The following is a 19350-nucleotide window of genomic DNA, read 5'->3' as shown; positions in this document are numbered from 1 at the left end:
GCGCGCGGTCTGCTCCGCAGACACGACGCGCCGCCGCTACGCGGCGGGTAATCCCGCGCTCCGCGCGGGATGCGGCGGACTCCGTCCGCCGAACGGGCCCACTCCGTGGTCCCGTTGGCCCGGCCTTCGGCCGGGCCTGTTCTGTACCGGCCTGCTCCGCAGTCCGGTACAGAACATGACGCACGCTCCGCGCGCGTCATGGCTGGCTGCACGAGGGGGGTACCGGCTTTCCGCTGTTGGGTTGGGCCGGGGTTGGCGGGTGCGTTTCTTGGGGATTGACGGCCTGTCATCCCGTGGGCCGCCTCTCGATGAGATTGTGCCGGCGGGCGATCCTGTCGGCTGGCACTGGGACCGCGGATTGGTGCGTCAGTTTCAGGGTTAGCTTGGTTCTGGGATAATGGCCAGGGTGCCCCTCCCCTGGTGCCGTTTTCTCCAGGACCGAGTCCGGCGTCCATGACAGATGCGGTTTCCGATGATCGCCTGGAAAGTGAGCAGTGGGAATGAGCGTCATGGATTTGCGTCCGCATCAGGTCGAGGCAGTGGACGGCGTGTTGAGGGTTCTCGGTACGCCTTCTGGTGGGCACATGCCGCCTGAGGGGCTGCGGGCGCAGGTGATCGCTGCCACGGGTTCGGGGAAGACGCTGATCGGTGTGGAGGCCGCGCGGCGGCTGTCTGCGCGGCGGGTGCTGGTCTTGGTGCCGACGCTGGACCTGCTGACGCAGATGGCCGGGGCCTGGCGGCGGGCCGGTCGTCGGGGGGCGATGGTCGGGGTGTGCTCGCTGCGGGCGGAGGAGAGCCACGGGGTGCCCTGCACCACCGACCCGGTTGAGTTGGTGGAGTGGACGCGGGATTTGGACACGGTGACCGTGTTCGCGACGTACGCGTCCGTGGGGCTGGGCATCCTGCAGCGGGCGCACGCCGGCGGCCTGGCCGTGTGGGATCTCATGGTCGTGGATGAGGCGCACCGTACGAGTGGTGATGTGGGTAAGCCGTGGGCTGCGGTGCATGATCAGCAGCAGGTTCCGGCGGTGCGGCGGTTGTATATGACGGCGACGGCGCGGGTGTGGGAGGCCGGGGGTGGGGGTTCGTCGCGGTTGGTGGCGAGTATGGGCGAGGACTCGCCGGTGTTTGGGCCGGTGGCGTACAAGCTGCGGTTGTCGGAGGCGATCCGGCTGGGGATTGTGGCGCCGTATCAGGTGCTGTGCCTGGATATCCGCGACCCTGGCGTGTGGGAGCTGTTCGCTGAGGGGGATGCGGCCTCGGATGCGGTGCGTGGGGCGCGGCTGGCGGCGATTCAGGCGGGGTTGATGCGTGCGGCCGTTCAGGAGCGGTTTCGGCGGGTGTTGTCGTTTCATTCGCGGGTGGGTGAGGCGGAGGCGATGGCGGTCGGTGTTGCCGAGACGGCGGCCCGGCTGGCGGTCGGGGAGGCGGAGGTGTTCCCGCCTGCGGAGCGGGTGTGGGCGGACTGGCTGTACGGCGAGCATGCGCCCGGGCACCGGCGGATGGTGCTCGATGAGTTCGCCTCGGATTTCCTCGGTAAGTATGCGGCTGAAGGACAGGACGTTCGGGCGGCTTTGCGGGTGTTGAGTTCCGTGCGGGTGCTCGGTGAGGGGGTGGATACGGCCGAGTGTGATGCGGTGCTGTTCGCGGACGTACGCGGGTCGATGGTCGACATCGTGCAGATGGTCGGGCGTGCCCTGCGTATGCATCCGGGGCACGGGAAGCTGGCGACTTTGATCGTGCCGGTATTCCTGCGGCCTGATGAAGACGCGGGTGAAATGCTGACCTCGGGGGCGTACGGGGCCCTGGCGAAGGTGCTGACCGCGCTGCGGGCACATGACACGGAGACCATCGAGGCGCTCGCCGACCCGCGGATGCGCTCCGGCCGGCCACAGCCCGAGATGGACGACGGCCAGGGCGTCGCGGACGACGATCAGGGGTGGAGTGGGGACCAGGAGGCGGACGACGAGCAGGGCGCGGGCGAGGAAAGGGCGGCGTGGGTCAGTGGGCGTGCGGCCGGGCTGGTGCGGTTCGCCGAGGAGCGGGATCCTGCCGTGTTGGCGGCGTTTGTGCGGCTGCGGGTCATCGACCCGGAGGGGGCCTACTGGCGGCGCGGTATCGAGGTTGCGTCCCGGTGGCTGCGGGAGACGGGTGCGGCCGAGCTGCGGGTGCCGTACACGTACGTCACCCCGGAGTCGTGGGGTGCGGCCGGCAGGCATCCTTTGGGGCGGTGGCTGGCAGACCAGCGGAAGTACTACGCGGCCGGGACACTCGAGGCGGAGCGCGTGATCGAGCTCGAGGCGTTGGGGATGGTGTGGTCGGTATGGGAGAGCGCGTGGGCGGAAGGCCTCGCTGTGGCCCGTGACTACGCGGCCGTGCACTCCCATCTGTTGCCGCCCACGGCTGCGGTCTGGGAGGGGTATCCGATCGGGAAGTGGGCCAAGAACGCCCGGGACGCGGCCCGCAGGACGCGCCTGAACGCTGAACGACGGGCGGCTGGGGAGACGGGCGTGAGTGCTGCTGGAGAGCTGTCAGAGCGGCGGATGGACGCTTTGGACGAGATCGACCCTGGGTGGTGCCCGGCGTGGGAGATCGGGTGGCAGCGGGCGTTCCGGCTCACGCACGCGCACGTTCAGGCCGGCGGAACACTCCCGCGGGCCGTGGGTGAGGTGATCGTGCAAGGCGAAGACCTCGGCGCGTGGGTGGCCGCGCAGCGGGCCGGGTGGGACAAGCTGCTGCCGGCGCAGCAGTGGCTGCTGTCCGGTGTGCTCGGGCTCGAGCCGCTGCCCGCTGGGGAGGCGGCGCGGCCGGTGCGGCGCAGTCAGGACGAACGCTGGGCGGCCAACCTCGCCGCCGCACGGCAGTACCACGCCCGCGAAGGGCATCTACGGGTGCCACGCAAGCACATCGAGTACGTCGACGAGGGCGAGAGTGACGGTCAGCAGGCCGTGAAGCTGGGAACCTGGCTCGACAACACACGACGCCGCGCCGACCGACTCAGCGCAGAGCGCCGCACCGAACTCGACGCGTTGGGCATGCACTGGTGACACCGGCGCACAGCGCGGCCACAGAGGACCGGCCAGCCCGAGGACCGCATTGAGAGGCCGCAGGACGGAGGTGGCCAGGGGGGTGTCGCGGCTGGTTCAGTCGGCGTCGGTGGTTCCGTCCTGGTCTACCGGCGCTGCAAGACGTTCCGGATGCTCGTAGTAGTCGCTGATCCGCTCGAGCAGTTCCCGCAGTTCCGGATCGTCTTCAGCGGCGTGCGGGAGCGCGGCGTACTCGTCTAGCTACTCCCGGGCCAGTTCCTCCTCGACGGCCCGCGCTGCCTGAAGTGCGCGTTCCTCGATCGCCTGGAGAAGGACTCCGCTCAGCAGGGTCCCGCCGCCGAGCGCAAGGTCGAGGAGATCGGGTGGCAGCGGTGCTTCCGACTCACCCACGCCCACCTCCAGGCCGGCGGAACACTCCCCCAGGCCGCGGGCGAGGTGATCGTGCAGGGCGAAGACCTCGGCATGTGGGTCGCGATGCAGCGCGCGGGCTGGGCCAAGCAGCGCGCGACGATACGCGCCTGGAAAGCGAGGCGGAGCGGCGGGAGGAGGAGAGGGCTGCGGTTCTGGCCGCTGCGCGCGAGCGGGAGCAGAGGTGGGTTGCGGATCTGGGCGCGGCGCAGGCGAACATCGGTGAGCTGACCGGGCAGCTCGCTGCTGAGCGTCGTGGGCGCCGGGTGGAACCGGCAACGATCGACGCGTGTGCGTTCCCCGCCCGCTCGCGGCCCGCCTGCACGCCACCGCCGGGGGCTGCCACCGGTCTCCTGCCCGGCCGCGGGACCTCACCGAGGTCCGGGGGGCGGGTTACCTCCCGTCCCGCGGCTCGCTCTTCGTCCTGCTGTCCGCATGGCCCGCTGCCTGCTGGCCTCCGAGCAGGACATGGGGCCCGGTGGGTTCAGGCGGGCTGCCGCGCCGGCGGGGAGGCGGGGCTCGGCGAGGATGCCTTTGGTGGCGCTGTGCGGGCCAGGAGGAGGAGCAGTCCGCCGCAGGCAGCGACCAGGACCCAGCCGGGGCGGGAGGCGTGGGCCAGCCCCGCCGGGGTGGCGGCCGTGACCAGTCCGCCGGCAAGGGCGATCCCGAGGGCGGCGCCGAGTTGCCTCGCGGTGGAGGTGATCGCCCCGGCTACGCCGGCACGGGCGGGCGGCAGTCCGTTGACCGCGGTGTTGGTGATCGGAGCGTTGGCGAAGCCGAACCCGATGCCGATGAGCAGGTAGGCGGCCAGCAGCAGGAGCACGCTCGTGTGCGGGGTGAGCCCGACCAGGCAGAGGGCGCCGGCCGCGATGAAGGCGCCGCCCAGCAGCAGCGGCCGTCTCGGTCCCGTGCTGGCGACCATGCGGCCGGACCAGGGGGCGCAGACGGTCGCTCCGACGGCCAGGGGCAAGGTCGCCAGGCCGGCGGCCAGTGGCGTCCATTGCCGGGTGTGCTGCAGGTAGAGGGTGTTCAGCAGCAGCGTCATGTTAAGGGCGACGAACACGGCCACCGCGCCCACGACGGCGCCGCTGAAGGCCGGGCGCTTGAAGAGCCGCAGGTCCATGAGTGGTTCAGTGCGGCGGGACTCCACCCGCACGAATACGGCTGCCGCCGCGGCGGCCCCGGCGCAGCCAGCCAGCGCCGCGGGCGATGTCCAGCCGATGCGCGGTCCTTCGATCAGGACGCCGACCACGGCGGTGAGGACCACGGTCAGCAGGAACTGTCCGGGCAGGTCGAGCCGCCTGTTGTGCGGCGCCCGGGAATCGGGCACGAACACTGCGCTGAGCAGCAGGGCGGCGGCGATGACCGGGGCGTTGATCCAGAACAGCGCCCGCCAGTCGAGCCCGTGGAGCAGCGCGCCGCCCGTGACGGGGCCGGCGGCCATGCTCAGTCCGAACACCGATGCCCAGATGCCGATCGCCTGCGCCCGTTCCTTCGGGTCGGTCATCACGTTCACCACGATCGCGAGTGCCACCGGGCTGAGCATCGAGGCGCCGATGCCCTGCAGGGCACGAGCCGTGATGAGCAGGCCGGCGGACGGGGCGAGGGCGCAGAGCAGTGAGGCGGTGCCGAAGACGGCCAGTCCGCACTGGAACACCCGGCGGCGTCCGAAGCGGTCCGCCATTGCGCCGGAGGAGATCAGGCAACTGGCCAGGACGAGGGTGTAGGCGTCCACGATCCATTCCAGTCCGCGGGTACCGACCCGCACACCGCGTCCGATGGCCGGCAGGCCCACGTTGACGATGGTGGTGTCCAGACCGACCAGGAACATGCTCAGGCAGCAGACGGCCAGGATCGTCCAGCGTCTGCGCGCACTGAGCGGGGAGGGAACGGGATGTGTCGTCGCGGTCATGTCTGCCTCTGGTGTCCGGGAACTATGTCCGGCAAGACTCAGGCCGCGCGGTGGCCACGGCCCAGCAGTTTTGCGGACCCTGCAAAATGGGTGCATGGGCAAGGAAGTCGAGGACGCGGAGCTGGAGCAGATCCTCAACGGCATCGGGCCGCGGCTGCGCAAGCTGCGCCGGGAGCGGGGACTCACGCTCGAGGCACTCGCCGTCACGACCGGGATCTCCGTCAGCACGCTGTCACGGGTGGAGTCGGGCAGGCGCCGTCCGACGCTCGATCTGCTCATCCCGCTGGCACGGGCGCACCACGTCGCGCTCGACCAGCTGGTGGCGGCACCGGCCAGCGGTGACCCCCGGGTGCATCTGCGGCCCCTGCCCAAGAGGCGCGGCAGCGTATTGGTGCCCCTGACGCAGTACCCGGGCCGGGTTCAGGTCTTCAAACAGGTGCTGGCGCACCGCGAGCCGGAACTGGTCACGCACGAGGGCTACGAATGGCTCTACGTCCTCGCCGGCCGGCTGCGCCTCGTCCTCGGGGCGCGAGAGTTCACGCTGCGGCCCGGCGAAGTGGCCGAGTTCGACACCACAGAACCTCACTGGTTCGGGCCCGCGGACTCCAACGCCGTAGAGATCCTGCACCTGTTCGGTCCCCGCGGGGATCAGCCCACCGTCCGCACCAGGCCATCCACCACGGACCCTGTAATGCCTGGCGCCCAGAACCCGCCGACGACGAGATGACCCACACCCCAGCGCGTGGGTCGACGACCAACTCACCGTTCGTCATCGCAGCAGACCAACCAGCTTGGGCCCGCCCGGCGGTGAGTCCGGTGCCCGGCCACTGCTGCGGCCGCCGGGCTGCGTCAGTGTGCCGGCCGGCCCTGCTCCAGGACGGATGGCCGGGGCTCACCAGCAGTGTGTCGGCGGTGCGCGGTCCGGTGGCGGCGGCCAGGACGCCGACCGTGAAGTCGGTGAATCCCGCCTCGTCGAGCAGTTTGGTCCACACGTGCCCCTTCAGGACCGAGCTGTCGAGATCACCCACGTGGCAGCTTCGAGGGGGCCGGCTGCCTTCAGCCACGGCGTGCGCTGAACGTCGGTGACCAGTTCGTCCTGGGTCTCCGGTGCGCCGAAGGGCTCGACGACGTCCACCCCACGATCCGCGCCGTCCGAAGGAGTGCGGGTCCCCCGCGGCCTGAGCTTCCCTTGGAGACGACTGCGGCCGGAATCGGGCGGCACGTGCGGGCGACGAGGCGGCCTACTCGTGGGAACGGTCTACATCGCTTGATCGGCGCGCTCGGGCTTCGTACGCTCGCCCGATGGGCCACGATGATCTGCCGACTCTCGAACTTGCCTTTCCCGGTCCGGAACGCGACCAGGGGGTGGAGGCGATCATGAGCGGCCGCAAGACCGCGCTCACGGGCCTGTTGGAGATCCACCAGCACGTCGGCGAGGCTGTGCCGACAGTCGGTCAGCGCTTCGCGGTGCTCGATTCCCAGGGGCGTCCGGCCGTCACGATCGAACTGGTAGACGTACGGGTCGTCCCCATGAGGGAGATCGACGACGACTTCGCCCGCGCCGAGGGCCGCGGCTACCGGGATGCCGCCGAGTGGCAGGGGGCCCACGAGAAGTTCTTCCGGAGCGAGGGTGTGACCAAGTTCCTGGGGCGCACCGCGATCGTCGGCGACGACACCCTCGTGGTCGCCCAGCGGTTTCGGGTGATCGAAAGCGAAGCATCCTGAAACCTGCCCCATCTCGGCAGGAAACCGGGCGGCAACGCCCCGTCGAGTGCGTCCGGACGCCGCCTTAGACGTCATTTCACTTGGTGAGTCTGCGGTGCATATGAGGGTCGCGGCGATGGCGTTGAAGGCGAGGAAGTGTTCCGGCTTGCGCTCGCAGCGGCGGCGGAGGGGGACGGGGCACTGACTGCGTTGCATGTGCGGATCGCGGCGGAGCTGGCGGGTGTGTCGGAGCGGACGGTGTGGCGGTGGCTGGCCGATGTGCGGCGGGGGCATGTCGAGGCGCGGCCGCGGCAGGACGCGTTTTCGCTGAGTGACGGCTCAAGCAGTGGCGCGGTCTGGCCACACGAACCGACAAGCTCGCCATCACCTATGAGGCCGCACTCCACCTCGCCGGCGGCACCGGACCCGCGCTCTGCTGGATGCTGACGAGGCGGCGTGTGCCGCGTAGGCGATCTCCCCAGCACCGAGGCCGATTCCCATCCCGCACAACCCTGCCCAGTCGCCAGGGGCCTGCACGGGCATGTGCTCCGCCCAGGAGTCCGCTGCTTGTATGCCTCGGCGTCGAAGCCAGGTGGGCGGCCACCTTGGCGGCCCCGCCGCAAGCGGTGACCGAACTGGTCGGACGGCTGAGGGATGACAGCTGGGGCACGTAAAAAGGGGCGGCTTTCTCCGGCGAGCCCGCCGATCACGCGCTCGGACGCTCCCGCGGTGGGCTGAGCACCAAGGTGCACCTGGCCGCGGACGGCGGGGTAAGGCCTCTGGACTTCACCGTCACTGCAGGTCAGGTTGGTGACGCGCCGGCACTGATGTCCCAGGCGGTCACTTCGTCCGGCGCACGTGAGTGTGCCCGATGACCCCATTGCTTTCGAGTATCGCGCAGCTCTACATGACCTTCGTTCGCCTTCGTGCTAGAGCTGATACCAGTTGTCGCCACTGGCTCGGAGCGAACGGCCGAGGTAGTCCTGCAGGTTGTTGGCGACCCATCGACGGCTGTCGCTCTCGTGCTCCCAGACGAAGATGTCGGGACGCTCGGGCTGGCGCGCACCGGCCAGCCCACGCTGCTAACGCATATCGAGGGAAGTGGCCTGGTCGAACGCCGTGAGGCTGTACCAACGACAGCGCAAGGCGCACTCCTCACGCCGTATTCATGTCGAACACGGCATCGCCCACCTCAAGAACCCTTCGAATGTCCCGCATCCGCGTGCCCCGCGGCGGCCACCGTGTGCTGGTGGGACAGCAGGCCGGCGACCGCTTGGACGCGCGGTCAGCCGCATCGGGCGGGAGCCCTGCCTCGCGGCCACCCGGGAATGCGACCCAAGGCGAAAAGGTTTCCTCCCTTATGGACGATCCATCCAGCAATGCTGCCTTTCCCGTACCTCCGGCCGAGGCGATACGTGCGGTTCTGGCGGCCGACCGCGTCGGCACACTGCAGCAGATATCCGCCCTGAGCCGTGAGTTCGAAGGGATCGTCGAGGCGAACGCCCTGGTGGCCATCGACGACGAGCACGACCCGGAGGGGGCGAGCACGGCCTTCGAGCGGGCGCACGTCGCTGCCCTGCTGTCCCAGGCGCGCGAGCATCTGATCGATCTCGAGCACGCCCTGGAGCGCTTGGAGAGAGGCGACTACGGGCGCTGCGAGCAGTGTGGTGAGCCGATCCCGACGGGGCGCCTCGAAGTTCGCCCGGCGGCGAAAACCTGCGTGCGCTGCGCGTCTGTAGCACGTTGAAGCGTGCATGGTCGAGGGCGCGACCAGCCTTCGAGACCCGCGTGCGGGGGTCTACGTTCTCAACGGCGGAGATCAGGCGGCCCACGGGCCTCCTGGGGCTCCTGGGGCTCCTGGGGCTCCTGGGGCTCCTGGGGAGACCGCGCTACTTCGCTCCGGATTCGCTTCGCTGGGAGGCTTTGGGGGACGGTCGCTCAGCGTGATGGCCTGGCTTGGCATCGGGGACGCACCCGGACGGGCCGAAGACCGGCAGCAGCTGTCGCCATGTACAGCCCGTCGTGGCCACGGAACACGATCGCCGTCCAGCACCTGCCGGTCCCCATACCTCCGTCATCCACCACCCTGCGACCGCACGGGAGCAGCAGGAACCACCCGCTGGAACAACTGCCACAGCCCATCCGGCACCAGCCGCTCCGCCAATGCCATCATGCCCGTGAGCCTACTGATCAAGCCAGTCGAGACGATCTTCAAGGCTGGGCAGGTCGGCGCTTGCGTGACCAGATTCGATCTACTCAGGCCGAGACGCTGACGCGGCCAGGGTCCGAGGCATGCCGCGGCAGCCGTGGCACATGCCCTGCCAAGCACCGGAAGACACCCGGTTCAGAGCGACACGGCACCAGGGCGGCGATGGCCACTCACTGTCACCAGTCCGGGTAGCTGGGGCGCAGGCATGTCTGACAGACACTGCCGTTCCAGGGCCCGTTCGAGCCGCAGTGGTCGCACATCCAGCTCACGTGCGTGCCGATGGCTCCGCCTGTACGGCCCTCGCCGACGACCGCGACATCGTCGGTCTCCAGGAGGTCGGCCTGCGCCGCGCTGATGCGCTGAGCGGAGGTCCCGGGGCCGGTGCCAAGGGGGTCGTCACAGCGCAGTTGAGCCGTCATCTGTCTGTCCTGTCGCGGGTGGCCCCTGGTCTCTACGGGGGCGGAGAGACCAGGGGCCATTGGTGACAAGGCGGTCACCTCAGGGTGCTGGTTGCGCCGCTCCGCTCATCGCCGGGCGGGGAGCGTCGAGCTTTTGCCTCTGCAGGTGCGCTCGGCGAGCGGTGCCCCAGGCGCTCGCCGAGCCGCATCTTCCGCTCGGGTGCCGGGGTTCTGGCGTCGCGGTTCGGCTGGTTGGTCAGCGGAGGAGGGCGATGCGGATGGCTCGTTCGACGAGGGCGGCGGTGTTGGCGTGGCCTTCGGCGTTGGGGTGGACCAGGGTGACCCGCTTGTGGATGACAGCGCAGTTCAGCAGGGTGCCGGGGAGTTTGGCGGGCCAGTAGTCCGCGGCGTCGCCGCAGATTCCTTCGACCCACTTGGTGTCCGCGCTCTGGCAGGCGTCGTGGCCCACGCTGGAGGAGTAGACATCGACGTAGCGGTCGCCGAAGAAGGACGTGACCCGCTGGATCGTGCTGTTCAGCGGCTTGAGGACGTGGTCACGAAGCCAGTCGATGTCGGCGTGCTTGATCGAGCCCAGTTCGGTGAGCGACGTGCGGTTGCAGTCGGCGGCCTCCTCGGGCAGCACGGCCGGATAGCCGACGGTGATCACCTTGGCGTTGGGTGCGGCCTGGTGCACCTTGGCCAGCATCGTGACGTACTCGTCCTGGACCCTGGCGAGCTTGTCCTGGATGCTCTCCTCACCCTCGGGAGGACTGGTGTAGTACTCGCGGCAGGACTTGCCGAGCGTAGCGCCCAGTTCGAGGCACTTCAGGAGCATGCCGCCGAAGGGCAGGCTGTTACCGCCGACGCCGATGGTGACGACATCGGTCTCGTCGTTGAGCTTTGCTCGCTGGATCTGCGGGTCCACCGCAGGCCAGCCTCCGGCGGGCGGCTGGACCGGGCTGATCGGTGTCTGCTTGCTGTCGGCGATGTCAGCGATGGTGGCGTTGCCGCAGCTGACGTTGGTCAGGTGAACGTACTTGCCCGGCGGGAACTCTTCGAGCTCCCGCTCGACCACACCGGGGTAGGCGTCGCTGGTGCGGTCACAGCCATCCCGCGACGCATCGCCGAGCGGAGGCTGCGGGTCCCCGACGAACCCGCCCGCGGTGTATGAGTCGCCCAGCGCGGCCCACTCGTACTGGTCGGCCGCGCCGGCGGGGAGCGCGGGCACGAGGGCGACCGCCGCCATAGTGAGTGCTAAGGCCAGGGCTCGCCTGCGCAGGCGGGAGACGGGGTGTCGCATGGATCCTCCAGGGTTAAGCGGCAGCGGGGAGTTGTCGAGGTGAAGGCCGCCAGTCGGCGCTAGAGGTCGAACGCACCTCACACCTCATCTCGCTCTCCGTAGTCGATTGACTACCCTTCGAAGGTAGAGGGGAGCACGCGGCGTCTGACGGGTGCGCCAGGTAAACCACCCGCCCGTATAGCGCTGATGCTCTGGCCGCAGCGAGTACGCCGGCGGCCACCCCGACCGCTGAGTCACTGAGGTGCAACAGACGATGCCCCGCCCTGATGGGGCAGGGCATCATCCTTCGTCCGTCTGCTCATCGGGCGGGCCTTTTGGCCCCTGGGCGGCATCTCGTCAGAGCGTGCATCGAAGGGCGCGCGGCACGCTGCCGGTGTCCGGGGCGGGTCGGTGCTGCGGGCCGCGTACGGCGCGCAGGCCCGGCTGCGGCCACTGGTACATACGGTGGCTGATCCTGGCGTCGCCGAGCAGGTCGACCTGGACCTGGTGGAAGACGCGGCCGTCGGCCCAGTCCTGGCGGGCCATGACCGAGGCGTACCGCCAGCGCCCATGAGAGGTCGGTGCCATCGGCACCGACCCTGACACAGCATGACCTTCTGCTTCGTGGCATGACGGGACAACTCTTGGCTACTGGCTGGACGCCTTCGAGGGCGGAGCCGAAGCAGGATCACGGCTGCCGTGACAATGCCGTGAAAGATGTGGGCGCTGACGGGCCGGCCATCCTTTGCCGCCGCCCGGGTTGCGGCTACCCGGGGGCATCCAGTTCGTGGAGGGGATGGACGAGGAGTTCACCGATGCAGCGGCGACGCACACTCCGGAAGGCAGCGCCTTTTCGGGCGGCAGTGAAGCTCCGTCAGGTGCGCAGTGCTGATGTCGCCTTCGCCACCAGCAGTACGGCCAACAGGCCGATGGTGATGAGGACGTAGCCGGAGGTGGTGAGCGCGCCGAGAGTACCGAGCACGGCGACACCGAGGGCCGAGCCGGCCTGGCGGATGCCGTTGAGCGCGCCCTGGCTGGTGGCGGCGTACTCCTGCGGGGCGGATGCGGCCATCGCGGCGGCGGCGCCTGGGATGGACAGGGTGCCGGTCGCGGCGAGGGTGAGCTCGGCCACGAGGATCAGGGGCAGGGGCGGGTGATGACCCACCGCGAAGGTCAGGAGCACGCCGGAGAGGACGGTGGCCGTCATGCCGGTCAACAAGATCGGGCGGGGCCCGTAGCGGGCGACGAGCCGGCCGGTGAAGAACGGCATGACGCATACCGGGAAGGCGATCGGCAGCGAAGCGATGCCGGCCCTGAACGGGGTCAGGTGGTAGGTGTGCTGCAACCACAGCGCGAACAGGTACATCCCGCCGAAGTAGGCGAAGCAGGACACCGCAGCGGCGATCATCGCTGCCCGTACCTTCGGCAGGGCGAGCAGGGCCGGCGGCAGGACCGGGGCGGCCGCCCTGCGCTCCACGAGGGCGACGGCTACGAAGCAGACCAACGCGGCTGCGATGGGGATCAGGGCCTGTGGCGTGCCCCAGCCCTTGATGCCGGCCTCGACCAGGCCGAAGGTGAGCAGGCCGAGTCCGGCGGTGGACAGGGTGAGGCCCGGACGGTCCAGGGCGCGGGTGGCGCGCACCGGCGGCGCCGGCAGTCGGCGGGCGAGGAGCAGCGCTGCCAGTGCGATCGGCGGGTTGACAAGGAACACCAGCCGCCAGCCGCCGAGTTCGACCAGGGCGCCGCCGAGGATGGGCCCGGCGGCGGCACCGAGGCCGCTGAGGGCGGTCCAGGTGCCGATGGCTCGGGTGCGGCGGACGGGGTCGGGGTGGAGATGGATCAGCAGCGCCAGGGATGCGGGCACCAGGCCGGCGCCCGCGGCTCCTAGCAGTGCACGGCCGGCGATGAGGGAGCCGATGTTCGACGTGAGGGCGCACACCACGGACAGGGCGGCGAACAGACCGAGCGCGGTGGCATACACGCGGCGGGGGCCCCACCGGTCGGCGATGACACCGCCGGCGAGCAGTAGCCCGGCGAAGACGACGGTGTAGGCATCGACGGCCCAGGGCAGTACGGCGGCGGCCGGGTGCAGGGACTTCTGCATGTCGGGGACGGCCACGTTGAGGATCGAGGTGTCGAGCAGGACGAGTAGGTTGCCTGCGGCGATGCCGGCGAACGCTGGCTTGGACAGGAAGGTGGGCAGTGGGGGCTTTTCCGGCGCGGCGCCGGAGATGCAAGAGAGGGGCTCTGCTGTGGTCATGGCTGCAGCGTGTCCCAACGGCCCCCCGACCTGCGACGCCGTAAATCCGATAGCCCCATCGGAGAGTCCGATGGCCGTTACCCTACCGTCGTGGACTCTCGCTATCTGCGCGCTCTTGTCGCTGTCACCGATCATGGCGGCATCTCTGCTGCCGCGCAGGCTTTGGGGTATGCGCAGTCCAGCCTCAGCGCTCAGATCAAGCGGCTTGAAGCGGACTTGGGAGTGAGCGTGCTGGTGCGCGCGGGCACTGGTGCGGTACTCACGGAGGCCGGCGAGAGACTACTGCCATACGTCCGCGAGGCCTTGGAGCTGGAGGAGCGGATGCGTCGGGTGGCCCGCGGCGAGCGGCCGCGGCTGCGGATCGGGGCGCAGGAGTCCCTGGCGCACGTGTGGATGCCCGATGTCCTGGCAGCATTGAAATACGGGACGAGCGACACGGACAGCGGTGCGGACGTGGAGCTGACGGTCACCAACCGGCAAGCGCTGCAACATGCCCTTGCGGAAGGCGTGTTGGACTTGACCTTCCGCTACGACAATGGCGGCCGGATAGTCGGCCCGCACACGGTCGTCGGGCACGATCGAACCGTGCTTGTGGCGGGGCCGAGCCATCCGCTGGCCCGCAAGGAGGTCGTAACGCCCGCGGAGATGCTGCGGTACGACTTCTTGGTGGCGGAGCCCGGGTGCACCTCGGAGATGCTGGTGGACCGCTTCGGCCGGGATTTGCTCGCCGGCGCCCAACTGACGATGATTCAAGGTTCGTTGTCAGCGCTGCTGCGGCTGACCGGATACGGACACGGGGTGTCGCTGCTGCCTGAATTGGCGGTGGCCCGGCAGCTGCAGGGAGGGGAGCTTACCGCACTGCGGCTGGCCGAGCCGATCCGCCCGGTCAGCATCGTCGCGCAGTGGCGGCCACGGCTGGGCCGGGCCGAACGCACCCTGCACGCCCTGCTCGACGTGGCGCACCGAGCCGACCCGCTGCCCGAAATAACCCGCGCGTTCCACGCCGGGCAGGGACATCCGCGGAAGCCTTGAGGAAGCCCTCAGCGACTGACTGCCGCCGCGGCTGAGGCACGCGAGGGCGAGCTGGCGCGCCTGTGTCGTCGCAGTGGGGCTCCCCGAGCGGGCCTGCCCGGCGGGCGTGGGGGGCGCTGCGCCCGTAGGCTGAGGGCGATTCTTGGTCCGAGGTTTCGGTTGGCCGGTGCCCTGGGGACCCGCGTTCCGCGCGACTGGGCGCCGGCCTTTTGCCGTCCGCCTGACCGACGTGCGGCCACGGCCTTGCCCCCGGCTACTTCACCCGTTCTGACGCAGCCGCGCCGGCGTCAGTTGAGCCGGCTGCGGATCCGCCAGAAGCTCAGGACGGCCAGCAACCCGGCGAGGACCGTGAAGATCGCGGTCTCCATCCATTGGAAGGTCCAGTAGCGGCCGGCCGGTTGCTCGGAGACGTCCACATGGAGGTTGCCCTTCGCCAGGCAACCCGGCATCTCGGTCAGCGATTTGTTGTTGGTGCAGTCCTGGAACCATGTCGTGTGGCCGACCTCCTTGCCCTTGGAGTCGAGCATGGCGGTGGTCTCCACCACCCAGGGTCCACCGGGCACTCGCAGCCCGCCGATGTCGCCGTAGGTGCCGATCTTCGTCAGGCCGCTGATCAGCTGTGCGGTGAGCGGCACCGGCGTGCGAACCGGTGATTGGTAGTGGGGCCGGATCACGGTGGGCACGACGATCTGGAGCACGGCGAAGACCACCAGCGTCGCTCCCATGGCGGGCACGGTGTGGCGGACGAACAGCCCGAGGGTGGTCCCCAGCACGGAGGCGAAGGCCGCATAGCCCAGCGGCGCGATATTGCGCGACGCGAACAGCACCGGTTCGAAACGGTTGTTCAGGACGGTGTTGACCGGGTCTGAGGCCCAGGTCAGCAGCAGGCTGAACAGCCCGGCCACGCCCGTGCTCAGCAGGCCGGCCACCCCCAGCTTGACTGCCAGCCACCGGGTACGGGTCACGCTCTGGTTCCACACCAACTGGTGAGTTCCGGCCTCCAGCTCACGACTGATCAGCGGCGCGCCCCAGAAGATGCCGATGACGGCGGGGACCACCAGCAGCAGGTAACTGAGCAGGTCGACCTGGAGGCTGTAGTGGTCGGCGAACGTGCCCAGTGTGCTGGAGCAGTTGCCGTGGCCGGTGCAGTGCGCGAGCGTGTCGTCGTAGCTGCTGTGGATCTGTCGGCCGAGGATCACCAGATAGATCCCGAGCAGCAGGAGGGCGCCGAGGCCCACCAGCGCCTGAACGCGGCACTGGCGCCAAGTCAGCCAGATCATCGCTGTGCCTCCATGACCGTCAGGGCGGGCTGGGCGGCGGCCTGGTGCGCCCGGGTCATATAGGCCAGGACCAACTCCTCCAGAGCGAGGGTCTCCACGCTCCAGGGGCCGCCGGCCAACCACCGCTGTTCCGCGCGCACGACCGCCGTGCTCTCCGACAGGGCGTGTTCCACGCGGATCACCTCCACACCGGCCGGCAGCTCGTCGATGACCTGGCGGCCTGCGATGAGCCGGTGATGGTCGGCCAGCAGTCCGGACACGTCGCCGGCCACCTGGATCCGGGAGCCGGCCAGCACGATCAGGTAGTCGCAGACCCGCTCCACATCGGAGAGCGCGTGCGAGGAGAGAATGGCGCTGGCCCCCAGTTCGGTGACGAACCCCATCAGGTTGTCCAGGAAACCCGCGCGGGCCAGCGGGTCGAGTGCGGCGGCGGGCTCGTCGAAGATCAGCAGCTCGGGCCGCTTGGCCGCCGCGATGGTCAGGGCGAGCTGGGCGCGCTGGCCTCCCGAGAGACGCCCCGCCTTGTGTTTCGGGTCCAGTCCGATCTGGGCGATCCGCCGCTGCGCGAGCGGCCCCTCCCAACGGGGGTTCAGTTTCGCGCCCATGCGCAGGTGGTCCGCGACCGACAGATCGGCGTACACCGGTGTGTCCTGTGCGACGAAGCCGACCTTGGCCAGGTGGGCCGGACTTGCGGCGGGCTCGGCGCCCAGCACGCGGATCGTGCCCGAGGTGGGCCGGATCAGCCCGCAGGACATGTTGAGCAGCGTCGACTTTCCGGCGCCGTTGGGACCGACCAGGCCGATCACGCGCCCCTGGGGGATGCTCAGGTCGCAGTCGGTCAGTGCCTGGTGACGGCCGTAGCGCTTACCAAGCTTCATGGCTTCCAGTACTGGTGTCATGTGTTTCCTCGATCGAGGTGGAGAAGCGGTGAGGATGTGGATCCCGTGTCCTGGGGTCGGACGGCCCCGGTCACCCGCGCGCCCTTTGGCCGGCACGCCACTTCTTGGCGCTCCAGTAGACGGCGTAGCCGACCCCGGCGAGGACGATCAGGTTGAGCGCCCACCAGGCGTACAGCAGAGGACTCCGCACGGTCTTCTCGGCCAGCGTCGAGACGGCGAGGACGTGGTGAGCGGAAGAGATGAGATCAGCCATGTCCGCAGCATGCTGAGCAGGTGCCAGTCGTCGCACCGGCTGTCAGAACCATCCGGCTCGTACTTTCGGCCGGTATGGCGGTCCACCTGCGATCGCGTAGCGTCAACCGGGTGAACACCGCACGTCGACCGGTCTGGGGATCGAAGGCCGCAGTCAACACGGCCCTGGGGGTCGTGTTCACCGCGGTGCTGCTTTTCATGGCCTTCGAGTACATGGGTCAGGGCCGCCCGTGGGTCTTCGACACCGGGGTCGGCCTGGCAGTGTGCCTGCTGGCCCTCGGGCGCGCTCGGCACCGGGGCTGGGCCGCGGCCATCGGCCTGGCCATCGCGGGCGGCGCCGGTCTTCTCGCCAGGCTCATGCACCTGCCCGGCGAGCCGGGCGCCGGCGCGGTGCTGGCGCTGCTGGTTCTCGGCGGCTCCGCGATCCGGGCGCTGCCCAGCCGGCAAGCCGGTGCAATTGCGGCCGCCGGGTTCGCGCTGGTGACGATCGGCTGGCTGACCGCAGGCGCCCCCACCACTCCGGTGCGGGTCGGTACGAATGCCTGGATTCTCGCCCTCGGGGCGGGTCTCGGCCTGCGTTTGCTGGACTACCGCCGTCGCATGGCCACCGAGGCTGTCCGGCGCGACGAGCGCCTGGCCCTGGCGCGGGAACTGCATGACGTGGTCGCCCACCACATCACGGGCATCGTGGTGCAGGCCCAGGCCGCGCGGATCGTGGGCAAACGGCAGCCCGAGATGCTGGACCAGGCCGTGGCAGGCATCGAGGAGGCCGGCGGCGAGGCGCTGGCTGCCATGCGCCGTGTGGTCGGCCTGCTGCGCGACACCGACGACGCGGCCACCACCTCTCCCCCCACGCCGGGCCCGGAGCAACTGGCGGAGATCGTCCGGCGGTTCCAGGGGCACGGACCCGACGTGGAGCTCCGGCTGCCCGAGAACCAGAGGCCCTGGCCACCCGAGGTCACCACCACCGTCCACCGGATCGTCCAGGAATCCCTGACGAACATCGCCCGGCACGCCTCGCACGCCCGCTCGGCCACCGTCGACATCGCCCAGGACCCGGCCGGTGTCACCGTCACGATCACCGACGACGCGTCCCCCGGTCATACCCGGCACCTGCCGAAGGGCGGATTCGGCCTGATCGGCATGCGGGAGCGGGTCGAGGCGCTCGGTGGCACCCTGATTGTCGGGCCCGGGCCCGGAGTCGGCTGGTCGGTGGTCGCCAAAGTCCCGATTCTCCAGAAGGAGTGTCGGTGACGATCAAGGTCATGCTGGCCGACGACCAGGCGATGATCCGCGGCGGCCTGAGGCTCATCCTGGAGGACCAGGAGGACATCACGGTGATCGGCGAGGCCGCCGACGGCGCCGAGGCGGTCGCCCTCGCCCGGCGGCTGCGCCCCGATGTCTGCCTGATCGACATCCGGATGCCGAAGCTGGACGGCATCGAGGTCACCCGCGCCCTGGCCGGGCCGGGCGTGCCGGACCCTCTGCGAGTTGTCGTCGTCACGACGTTCGACCTTGACGAGTACGTCTACGGCGCGCTGCACGCCGGGGCGGTCGGCTTCGTCCTCAAGGACGCCGGGCCGACCCTGCTGGTCGAGGCGGTCCGCGCGGCGAACGCTGGCGACGCCCTCATCTCACCGTCGATCACGCTGCGGCTGCTGCGCAACCTCGCGCCGGCCTCGAGGACGACCGTGCCGAGGCCGGCGCAGCAGCTCTCGGAGCGCGAGACGGAAGTGATCCGGGCCATCGCGCGAGGCCGCACCAACCAGGAGGTCGCCGCTGAGCTGTTCATCTCGCTGAGCACGGTCAAGAGCCACCTGGCGACCATCCAGAACAAGCTTCAGGTCCGCAATCGAGTCGAGATCGCGGCCTGGGCCTGGGAGAGTCGACTCATGGACAACGCCCAACGACCGTCCCAAGCTTGACGTTTGCCTGATGTCGGCGAGGCCGGTCGCGAAGAGGTCAACGGCCAACGGCCCGTATCCGTACCTCTTCTCAGCGCTTGCGCTGCTCGGCGGGCAGTCCGCCACCGTCCGGATACCGCATGCCTTTGGAGCCTACTCGGGCTCGAGCCGCCGGCGGAGGGTGAGGCGGCGCAGCCGGTACGACTCAGCCAGAACGAACGCTGGACCGCCAACCTCATCACCGCGCGGCAGTCCCGCGCCGGCGAAGGCCACCTGAACCCGTTTCATGAACAAAACCACCTGGTAGAAGACGCGGCCGTCAGCTCAGTCCTGGCGGGCGATGAGCGGGGCGTAGCGCCACTTTCCGTGGGACCAGACCTCCAGTGCGGGGCTCTTCCCGGCGGGCCATGTGGTCACCTTGGGTTCGGGACCGTCTTCCGGCCGCCAGGGGCGGCCCGGTTCGGGCTCGGGGAGCTCCTCGGTGCTCATACCGGCGAGCGTAGGCACGGCAGCCCGGCAGGGGCTCGGGCGGGTCAAGAAGCGGCCGGTGCGGTGGCGCCGTACGGTCGTGCGCGTGAACGATGCGCCCCGACGTATCGACCCCACCACGGACCGGGCCACCGCCGCGCTCATCCTCGGCTGCCGACCCAACCAGGTCGGCTACTGCGCACGCTGCGACGGACTCACCGTGCGCTACGGTCCCCGCGCCCAGCTCATCTGACAGTGAAGGGGGACTTCAGCAATTTCGCTCAGCCCCCTTCACCAC

General features: G+C 69.8%; 19 protein-coding genes and 4 pseudogenes. 9 read left to right on the top strand and 14 right to left on the bottom strand.

Annotated elements, in window-relative coordinates:
• Positions 1-500: 500 nt before the first annotated feature.
• Complete coding sequence (locus tag ACZ64A_RS28375; protein WP_469814301.1) at positions 501-3047, top strand: helicase associated domain-containing protein; 2547 nt, start codon at positions 501-503, stop codon at positions 3045-3047.
• Positions 3048-3287: 240 nt separating this feature from the next.
• Here ACZ64A_RS28375 and ACZ64A_RS28370 read toward each other — a convergent pair whose 3' ends face one another.
• Positions 3288-3437: a hypothetical protein gene (locus ACZ64A_RS28370; protein ID WP_469814299.1), complete on the bottom strand. Its 150-nt coding sequence runs from the start codon at positions 3435-3437 to the stop codon at positions 3288-3290.
• A gap of 502 nt (positions 3438-3939) precedes the next feature.
• A complete protein-coding gene (locus tag ACZ64A_RS28365) occupies positions 3940-5367 on the bottom strand; it encodes an MFS transporter (RefSeq protein ID WP_469814297.1) in 1428 nt (475 codons plus the stop codon).
• Positions 5368-5461: 94 nt separating this feature from the next.
• On the opposite strand from ACZ64A_RS28365, the gene ACZ64A_RS28360 reads away from it, so the two are divergent.
• Positions 5462-6094, top strand: a complete 633-nt coding sequence (locus ACZ64A_RS28360; RefSeq protein WP_469814295.1) for a helix-turn-helix domain-containing protein — start codon at positions 5462-5464, stop codon at positions 6092-6094.
• A 273-nt stretch (positions 6095-6367) separates the two neighbouring features.
• Here the strand turns inward: ACZ64A_RS28360 and ACZ64A_RS28355 are convergent, their stop codons facing one another.
• Positions 6368-6502, bottom strand: coding sequence for a hypothetical protein (locus tag ACZ64A_RS28355; RefSeq protein ID WP_469814293.1), 135 nt, complete (start codon positions 6500-6502; stop codon positions 6368-6370).
• 167 nt (positions 6503-6669) lie between these two features.
• On the opposite strand from ACZ64A_RS28355, the gene ACZ64A_RS28350 reads away from it, so the two are divergent.
• Entirely contained in the window at positions 6670-7092 is a 423-nt protein-coding gene (locus tag ACZ64A_RS28350) for an ASCH domain-containing protein (protein ID WP_469814292.1), read from the top strand.
• Between the two features lie 76 nt (positions 7093-7168).
• Here the strand turns inward: ACZ64A_RS28350 and ACZ64A_RS28345 are convergent.
• Together ACZ64A_RS28345 and ACZ64A_RS28340 are read right to left on the bottom strand one after the other, a co-directional pair.
• Positions 7169-7260, bottom strand: a pseudogene (locus ACZ64A_RS28345) (IS5/IS1182 family transposase); the annotation flags it as partial.
• Between the two features lie 371 nt (positions 7261-7631).
• Positions 7632-7733: pseudogene (locus ACZ64A_RS28340) on the bottom strand (IS5/IS1182 family transposase); the annotation flags it as partial.
• 42 nt (positions 7734-7775) lie between these two features.
• Between ACZ64A_RS28340 and ACZ64A_RS28335 the strand changes: the two are divergent.
• Positions 7776-7892, top strand: a pseudogene (locus ACZ64A_RS28335) (IS5/IS1182 family transposase); the annotation flags it as partial.
• Positions 7893-8431: 539 nt separating this feature from the next.
• On the top strand, positions 8432-8818 hold the full coding sequence (locus ACZ64A_RS28330) for a TraR/DksA family transcriptional regulator (RefSeq protein WP_469814290.1): 387 nt from the start codon (positions 8432-8434) through the stop codon (positions 8816-8818).
• A 226-nt stretch (positions 8819-9044) separates the two neighbouring features.
• Here the strand turns inward: ACZ64A_RS28330 and ACZ64A_RS28325 are convergent.
• The 5 genes and pseudogenes from ACZ64A_RS28325 to ACZ64A_RS28305 all read right to left on the bottom strand — a co-directional run.
• Positions 9045-9244 (bottom strand): annotated as a pseudogene (locus ACZ64A_RS28325) (transposase); the annotation flags it as partial.
• A 212-nt stretch (positions 9245-9456) separates the two neighbouring features.
• Positions 9457-9699, bottom strand: a complete 243-nt coding sequence (locus tag ACZ64A_RS28320) for a hypothetical protein (protein WP_469814288.1) — start codon at positions 9697-9699, stop codon at positions 9457-9459.
• Positions 9700-9934: 235 nt separating this feature from the next.
• Positions 9935-10924, bottom strand: a complete 990-nt coding sequence (locus ACZ64A_RS28315) for an SGNH/GDSL hydrolase family protein (protein ID WP_469814286.1) — start codon at positions 10922-10924, stop codon at positions 9935-9937.
• 390 nt (positions 10925-11314) lie between these two features.
• On the bottom strand, positions 11315-11545 hold the full coding sequence (locus ACZ64A_RS28310) for a hypothetical protein (protein ID WP_469814285.1): 231 nt from the start codon (positions 11543-11545) through the stop codon (positions 11315-11317).
• Between the two features lie 286 nt (positions 11546-11831).
• Positions 11832-13217, bottom strand: coding sequence for an MFS transporter (locus ACZ64A_RS28305; protein WP_469814284.1), 1386 nt, complete (start codon positions 13215-13217; stop codon positions 11832-11834).
• Between the two features lie 90 nt (positions 13218-13307).
• Between ACZ64A_RS28305 and ACZ64A_RS28300 the strand changes: the two genes are divergently transcribed.
• Entirely contained in the window at positions 13308-14249 is a 942-nt protein-coding gene (locus tag ACZ64A_RS28300; RefSeq protein WP_469814282.1) for a LysR family transcriptional regulator, read from the top strand.
• 287 nt (positions 14250-14536) lie between these two features.
• Here ACZ64A_RS28300 and ACZ64A_RS28295 read toward each other — a convergent pair whose 3' ends face one another.
• The 3 genes from ACZ64A_RS28295 to ACZ64A_RS28285 all read right to left on the bottom strand — a co-directional run bounded on the left by ACZ64A_RS28295 (position 14537) and on the right by ACZ64A_RS28285 (position 16681).
• Positions 14537-15529 carry an ABC transporter permease subunit gene (locus ACZ64A_RS28295; protein WP_469814281.1) on the bottom strand — a complete coding sequence of 331 codons (993 nt, stop codon included), beginning with the start codon at positions 15527-15529 and terminating at the stop codon, positions 14537-14539.
• On the bottom strand, positions 15526-16428 hold the full coding sequence (locus ACZ64A_RS28290) for an ABC transporter ATP-binding protein (protein WP_469814279.1): 903 nt from the start codon (positions 16426-16428) through the stop codon (positions 15526-15528). The genes ACZ64A_RS28295 and ACZ64A_RS28290 overlap by 4 nt, the downstream gene beginning before the upstream one ends.
• Before the next feature lie 70 nt (positions 16429-16498).
• Entirely contained in the window at positions 16499-16681 is a 183-nt protein-coding gene (locus tag ACZ64A_RS28285; protein ID WP_469814277.1) for a hypothetical protein, read from the bottom strand.
• A 110-nt stretch (positions 16682-16791) separates the two neighbouring features.
• Here ACZ64A_RS28285 and ACZ64A_RS28280 point away from each other — a divergent pair, with 110 nt between their 5' ends.
• Together ACZ64A_RS28280 and ACZ64A_RS28275 are read left to right on the top strand one after the other, a co-directional pair.
• On the top strand, positions 16792-17934 hold the full coding sequence (locus ACZ64A_RS28280; protein WP_469814276.1) for a sensor histidine kinase: 1143 nt from the start codon (positions 16792-16794) through the stop codon (positions 17932-17934).
• Between the two features lie 11 nt (positions 17935-17945).
• Positions 17946-18605 (top strand): response regulator, encoded by a 660-nt coding sequence (locus ACZ64A_RS28275; RefSeq protein ID WP_469814318.1) that lies wholly within the window; start codon positions 17946-17948, stop codon positions 18603-18605.
• 303 nt (positions 18606-18908) lie between these two features.
• Here ACZ64A_RS28275 and ACZ64A_RS28270 read toward each other — a convergent pair whose 3' ends face one another.
• On the bottom strand, positions 18909-19073 hold the full coding sequence (locus ACZ64A_RS28270) for a hypothetical protein (protein WP_469814274.1): 165 nt from the start codon (positions 19071-19073) through the stop codon (positions 18909-18911).
• Positions 19074-19158: 85 nt separating this feature from the next.
• Between ACZ64A_RS28270 and ACZ64A_RS28265 the strand changes: the two genes are divergently transcribed.
• Positions 19159-19305 (top strand): hypothetical protein, encoded by a 147-nt coding sequence (locus ACZ64A_RS28265; RefSeq protein ID WP_469814273.1) that lies wholly within the window; start codon positions 19159-19161, stop codon positions 19303-19305.
• The last annotated feature ends 45 nt before the right edge of the window (positions 19306-19350 follow it).

This window comes from Streptomyces sp. NPDC104814, from assembly GCF_055583185.1.
This window is presented reverse-complemented; position numbering and strand designations above follow the sequence as displayed.

What these genes read in the sequence shown, in the direction of transcription:
- ACZ64A_RS28375 (WP_469814301.1), top strand. Translation starts at nt 501, where the DNA reads ATGAGCGTCATGGATTTGCGTCCGCATCAGGTCGAGGCAGTGGACGGC.
- ACZ64A_RS28365 (WP_469814297.1), bottom strand. Translation starts at nt 5,367, where the DNA reads ATGACCGCGACGACACATCCCGTTCCCTCCCCGCTCAGTGCGCGCAGA.
- ACZ64A_RS28360 (WP_469814295.1), top strand. Translation starts at nt 5,462, where the DNA reads ATGGGCAAGGAAGTCGAGGACGCGGAGCTGGAGCAGATCCTCAACGGC.
- ACZ64A_RS28350 (WP_469814292.1), top strand. Translation starts at nt 6,670, where the DNA reads ATGGGCCACGATGATCTGCCGACTCTCGAACTTGCCTTTCCCGGTCCG.
- ACZ64A_RS28330 (WP_469814290.1), top strand. Translation starts at nt 8,432, where the DNA reads ATGGACGATCCATCCAGCAATGCTGCCTTTCCCGTACCTCCGGCCGAG.
- ACZ64A_RS28320 (WP_469814288.1), bottom strand. Translation starts at nt 9,699, where the DNA reads ATGACGGCTCAACTGCGCTGTGACGACCCCCTTGGCACCGGCCCCGGG.
- ACZ64A_RS28315 (WP_469814286.1), bottom strand. Translation starts at nt 10,924, where the DNA reads ATGGCGGCGGTCGCCCTCGTGCCCGCGCTCCCCGCCGGCGCGGCCGAC.
- ACZ64A_RS28310 (WP_469814285.1), bottom strand. Translation starts at nt 11,545, where the DNA reads ATGGCACCGACCTCTCATGGGCGCTGGCGGTACGCCTCGGTCATGGCC.
- ACZ64A_RS28305 (WP_469814284.1), bottom strand. Translation starts at nt 13,217, where the DNA reads ATGACCACAGCAGAGCCCCTCTCTTGCATCTCCGGCGCCGCGCCGGAA.
- ACZ64A_RS28295 (WP_469814281.1), bottom strand. Translation starts at nt 15,529, where the DNA reads ATGATCTGGCTGACTTGGCGCCAGTGCCGCGTTCAGGCGCTGGTGGGC.
- ACZ64A_RS28290 (WP_469814279.1), bottom strand. Translation starts at nt 16,428, where the DNA reads ATGACACCAGTACTGGAAGCCATGAAGCTTGGTAAGCGCTACGGCCGT.
- ACZ64A_RS28285 (WP_469814277.1), bottom strand. Translation starts at nt 16,681, where the DNA reads ATGGCTGATCTCATCTCTTCCGCTCACCACGTCCTCGCCGTCTCGACG.
- ACZ64A_RS28275 (WP_469814318.1), top strand. Translation starts at nt 17,946, where the DNA reads ATGCTGGCCGACGACCAGGCGATGATCCGCGGCGGCCTGAGGCTCATC.
- ACZ64A_RS28270 (WP_469814274.1), bottom strand. Translation starts at nt 19,073, where the DNA reads ATGAGCACCGAGGAGCTCCCCGAGCCCGAACCGGGCCGCCCCTGGCGG.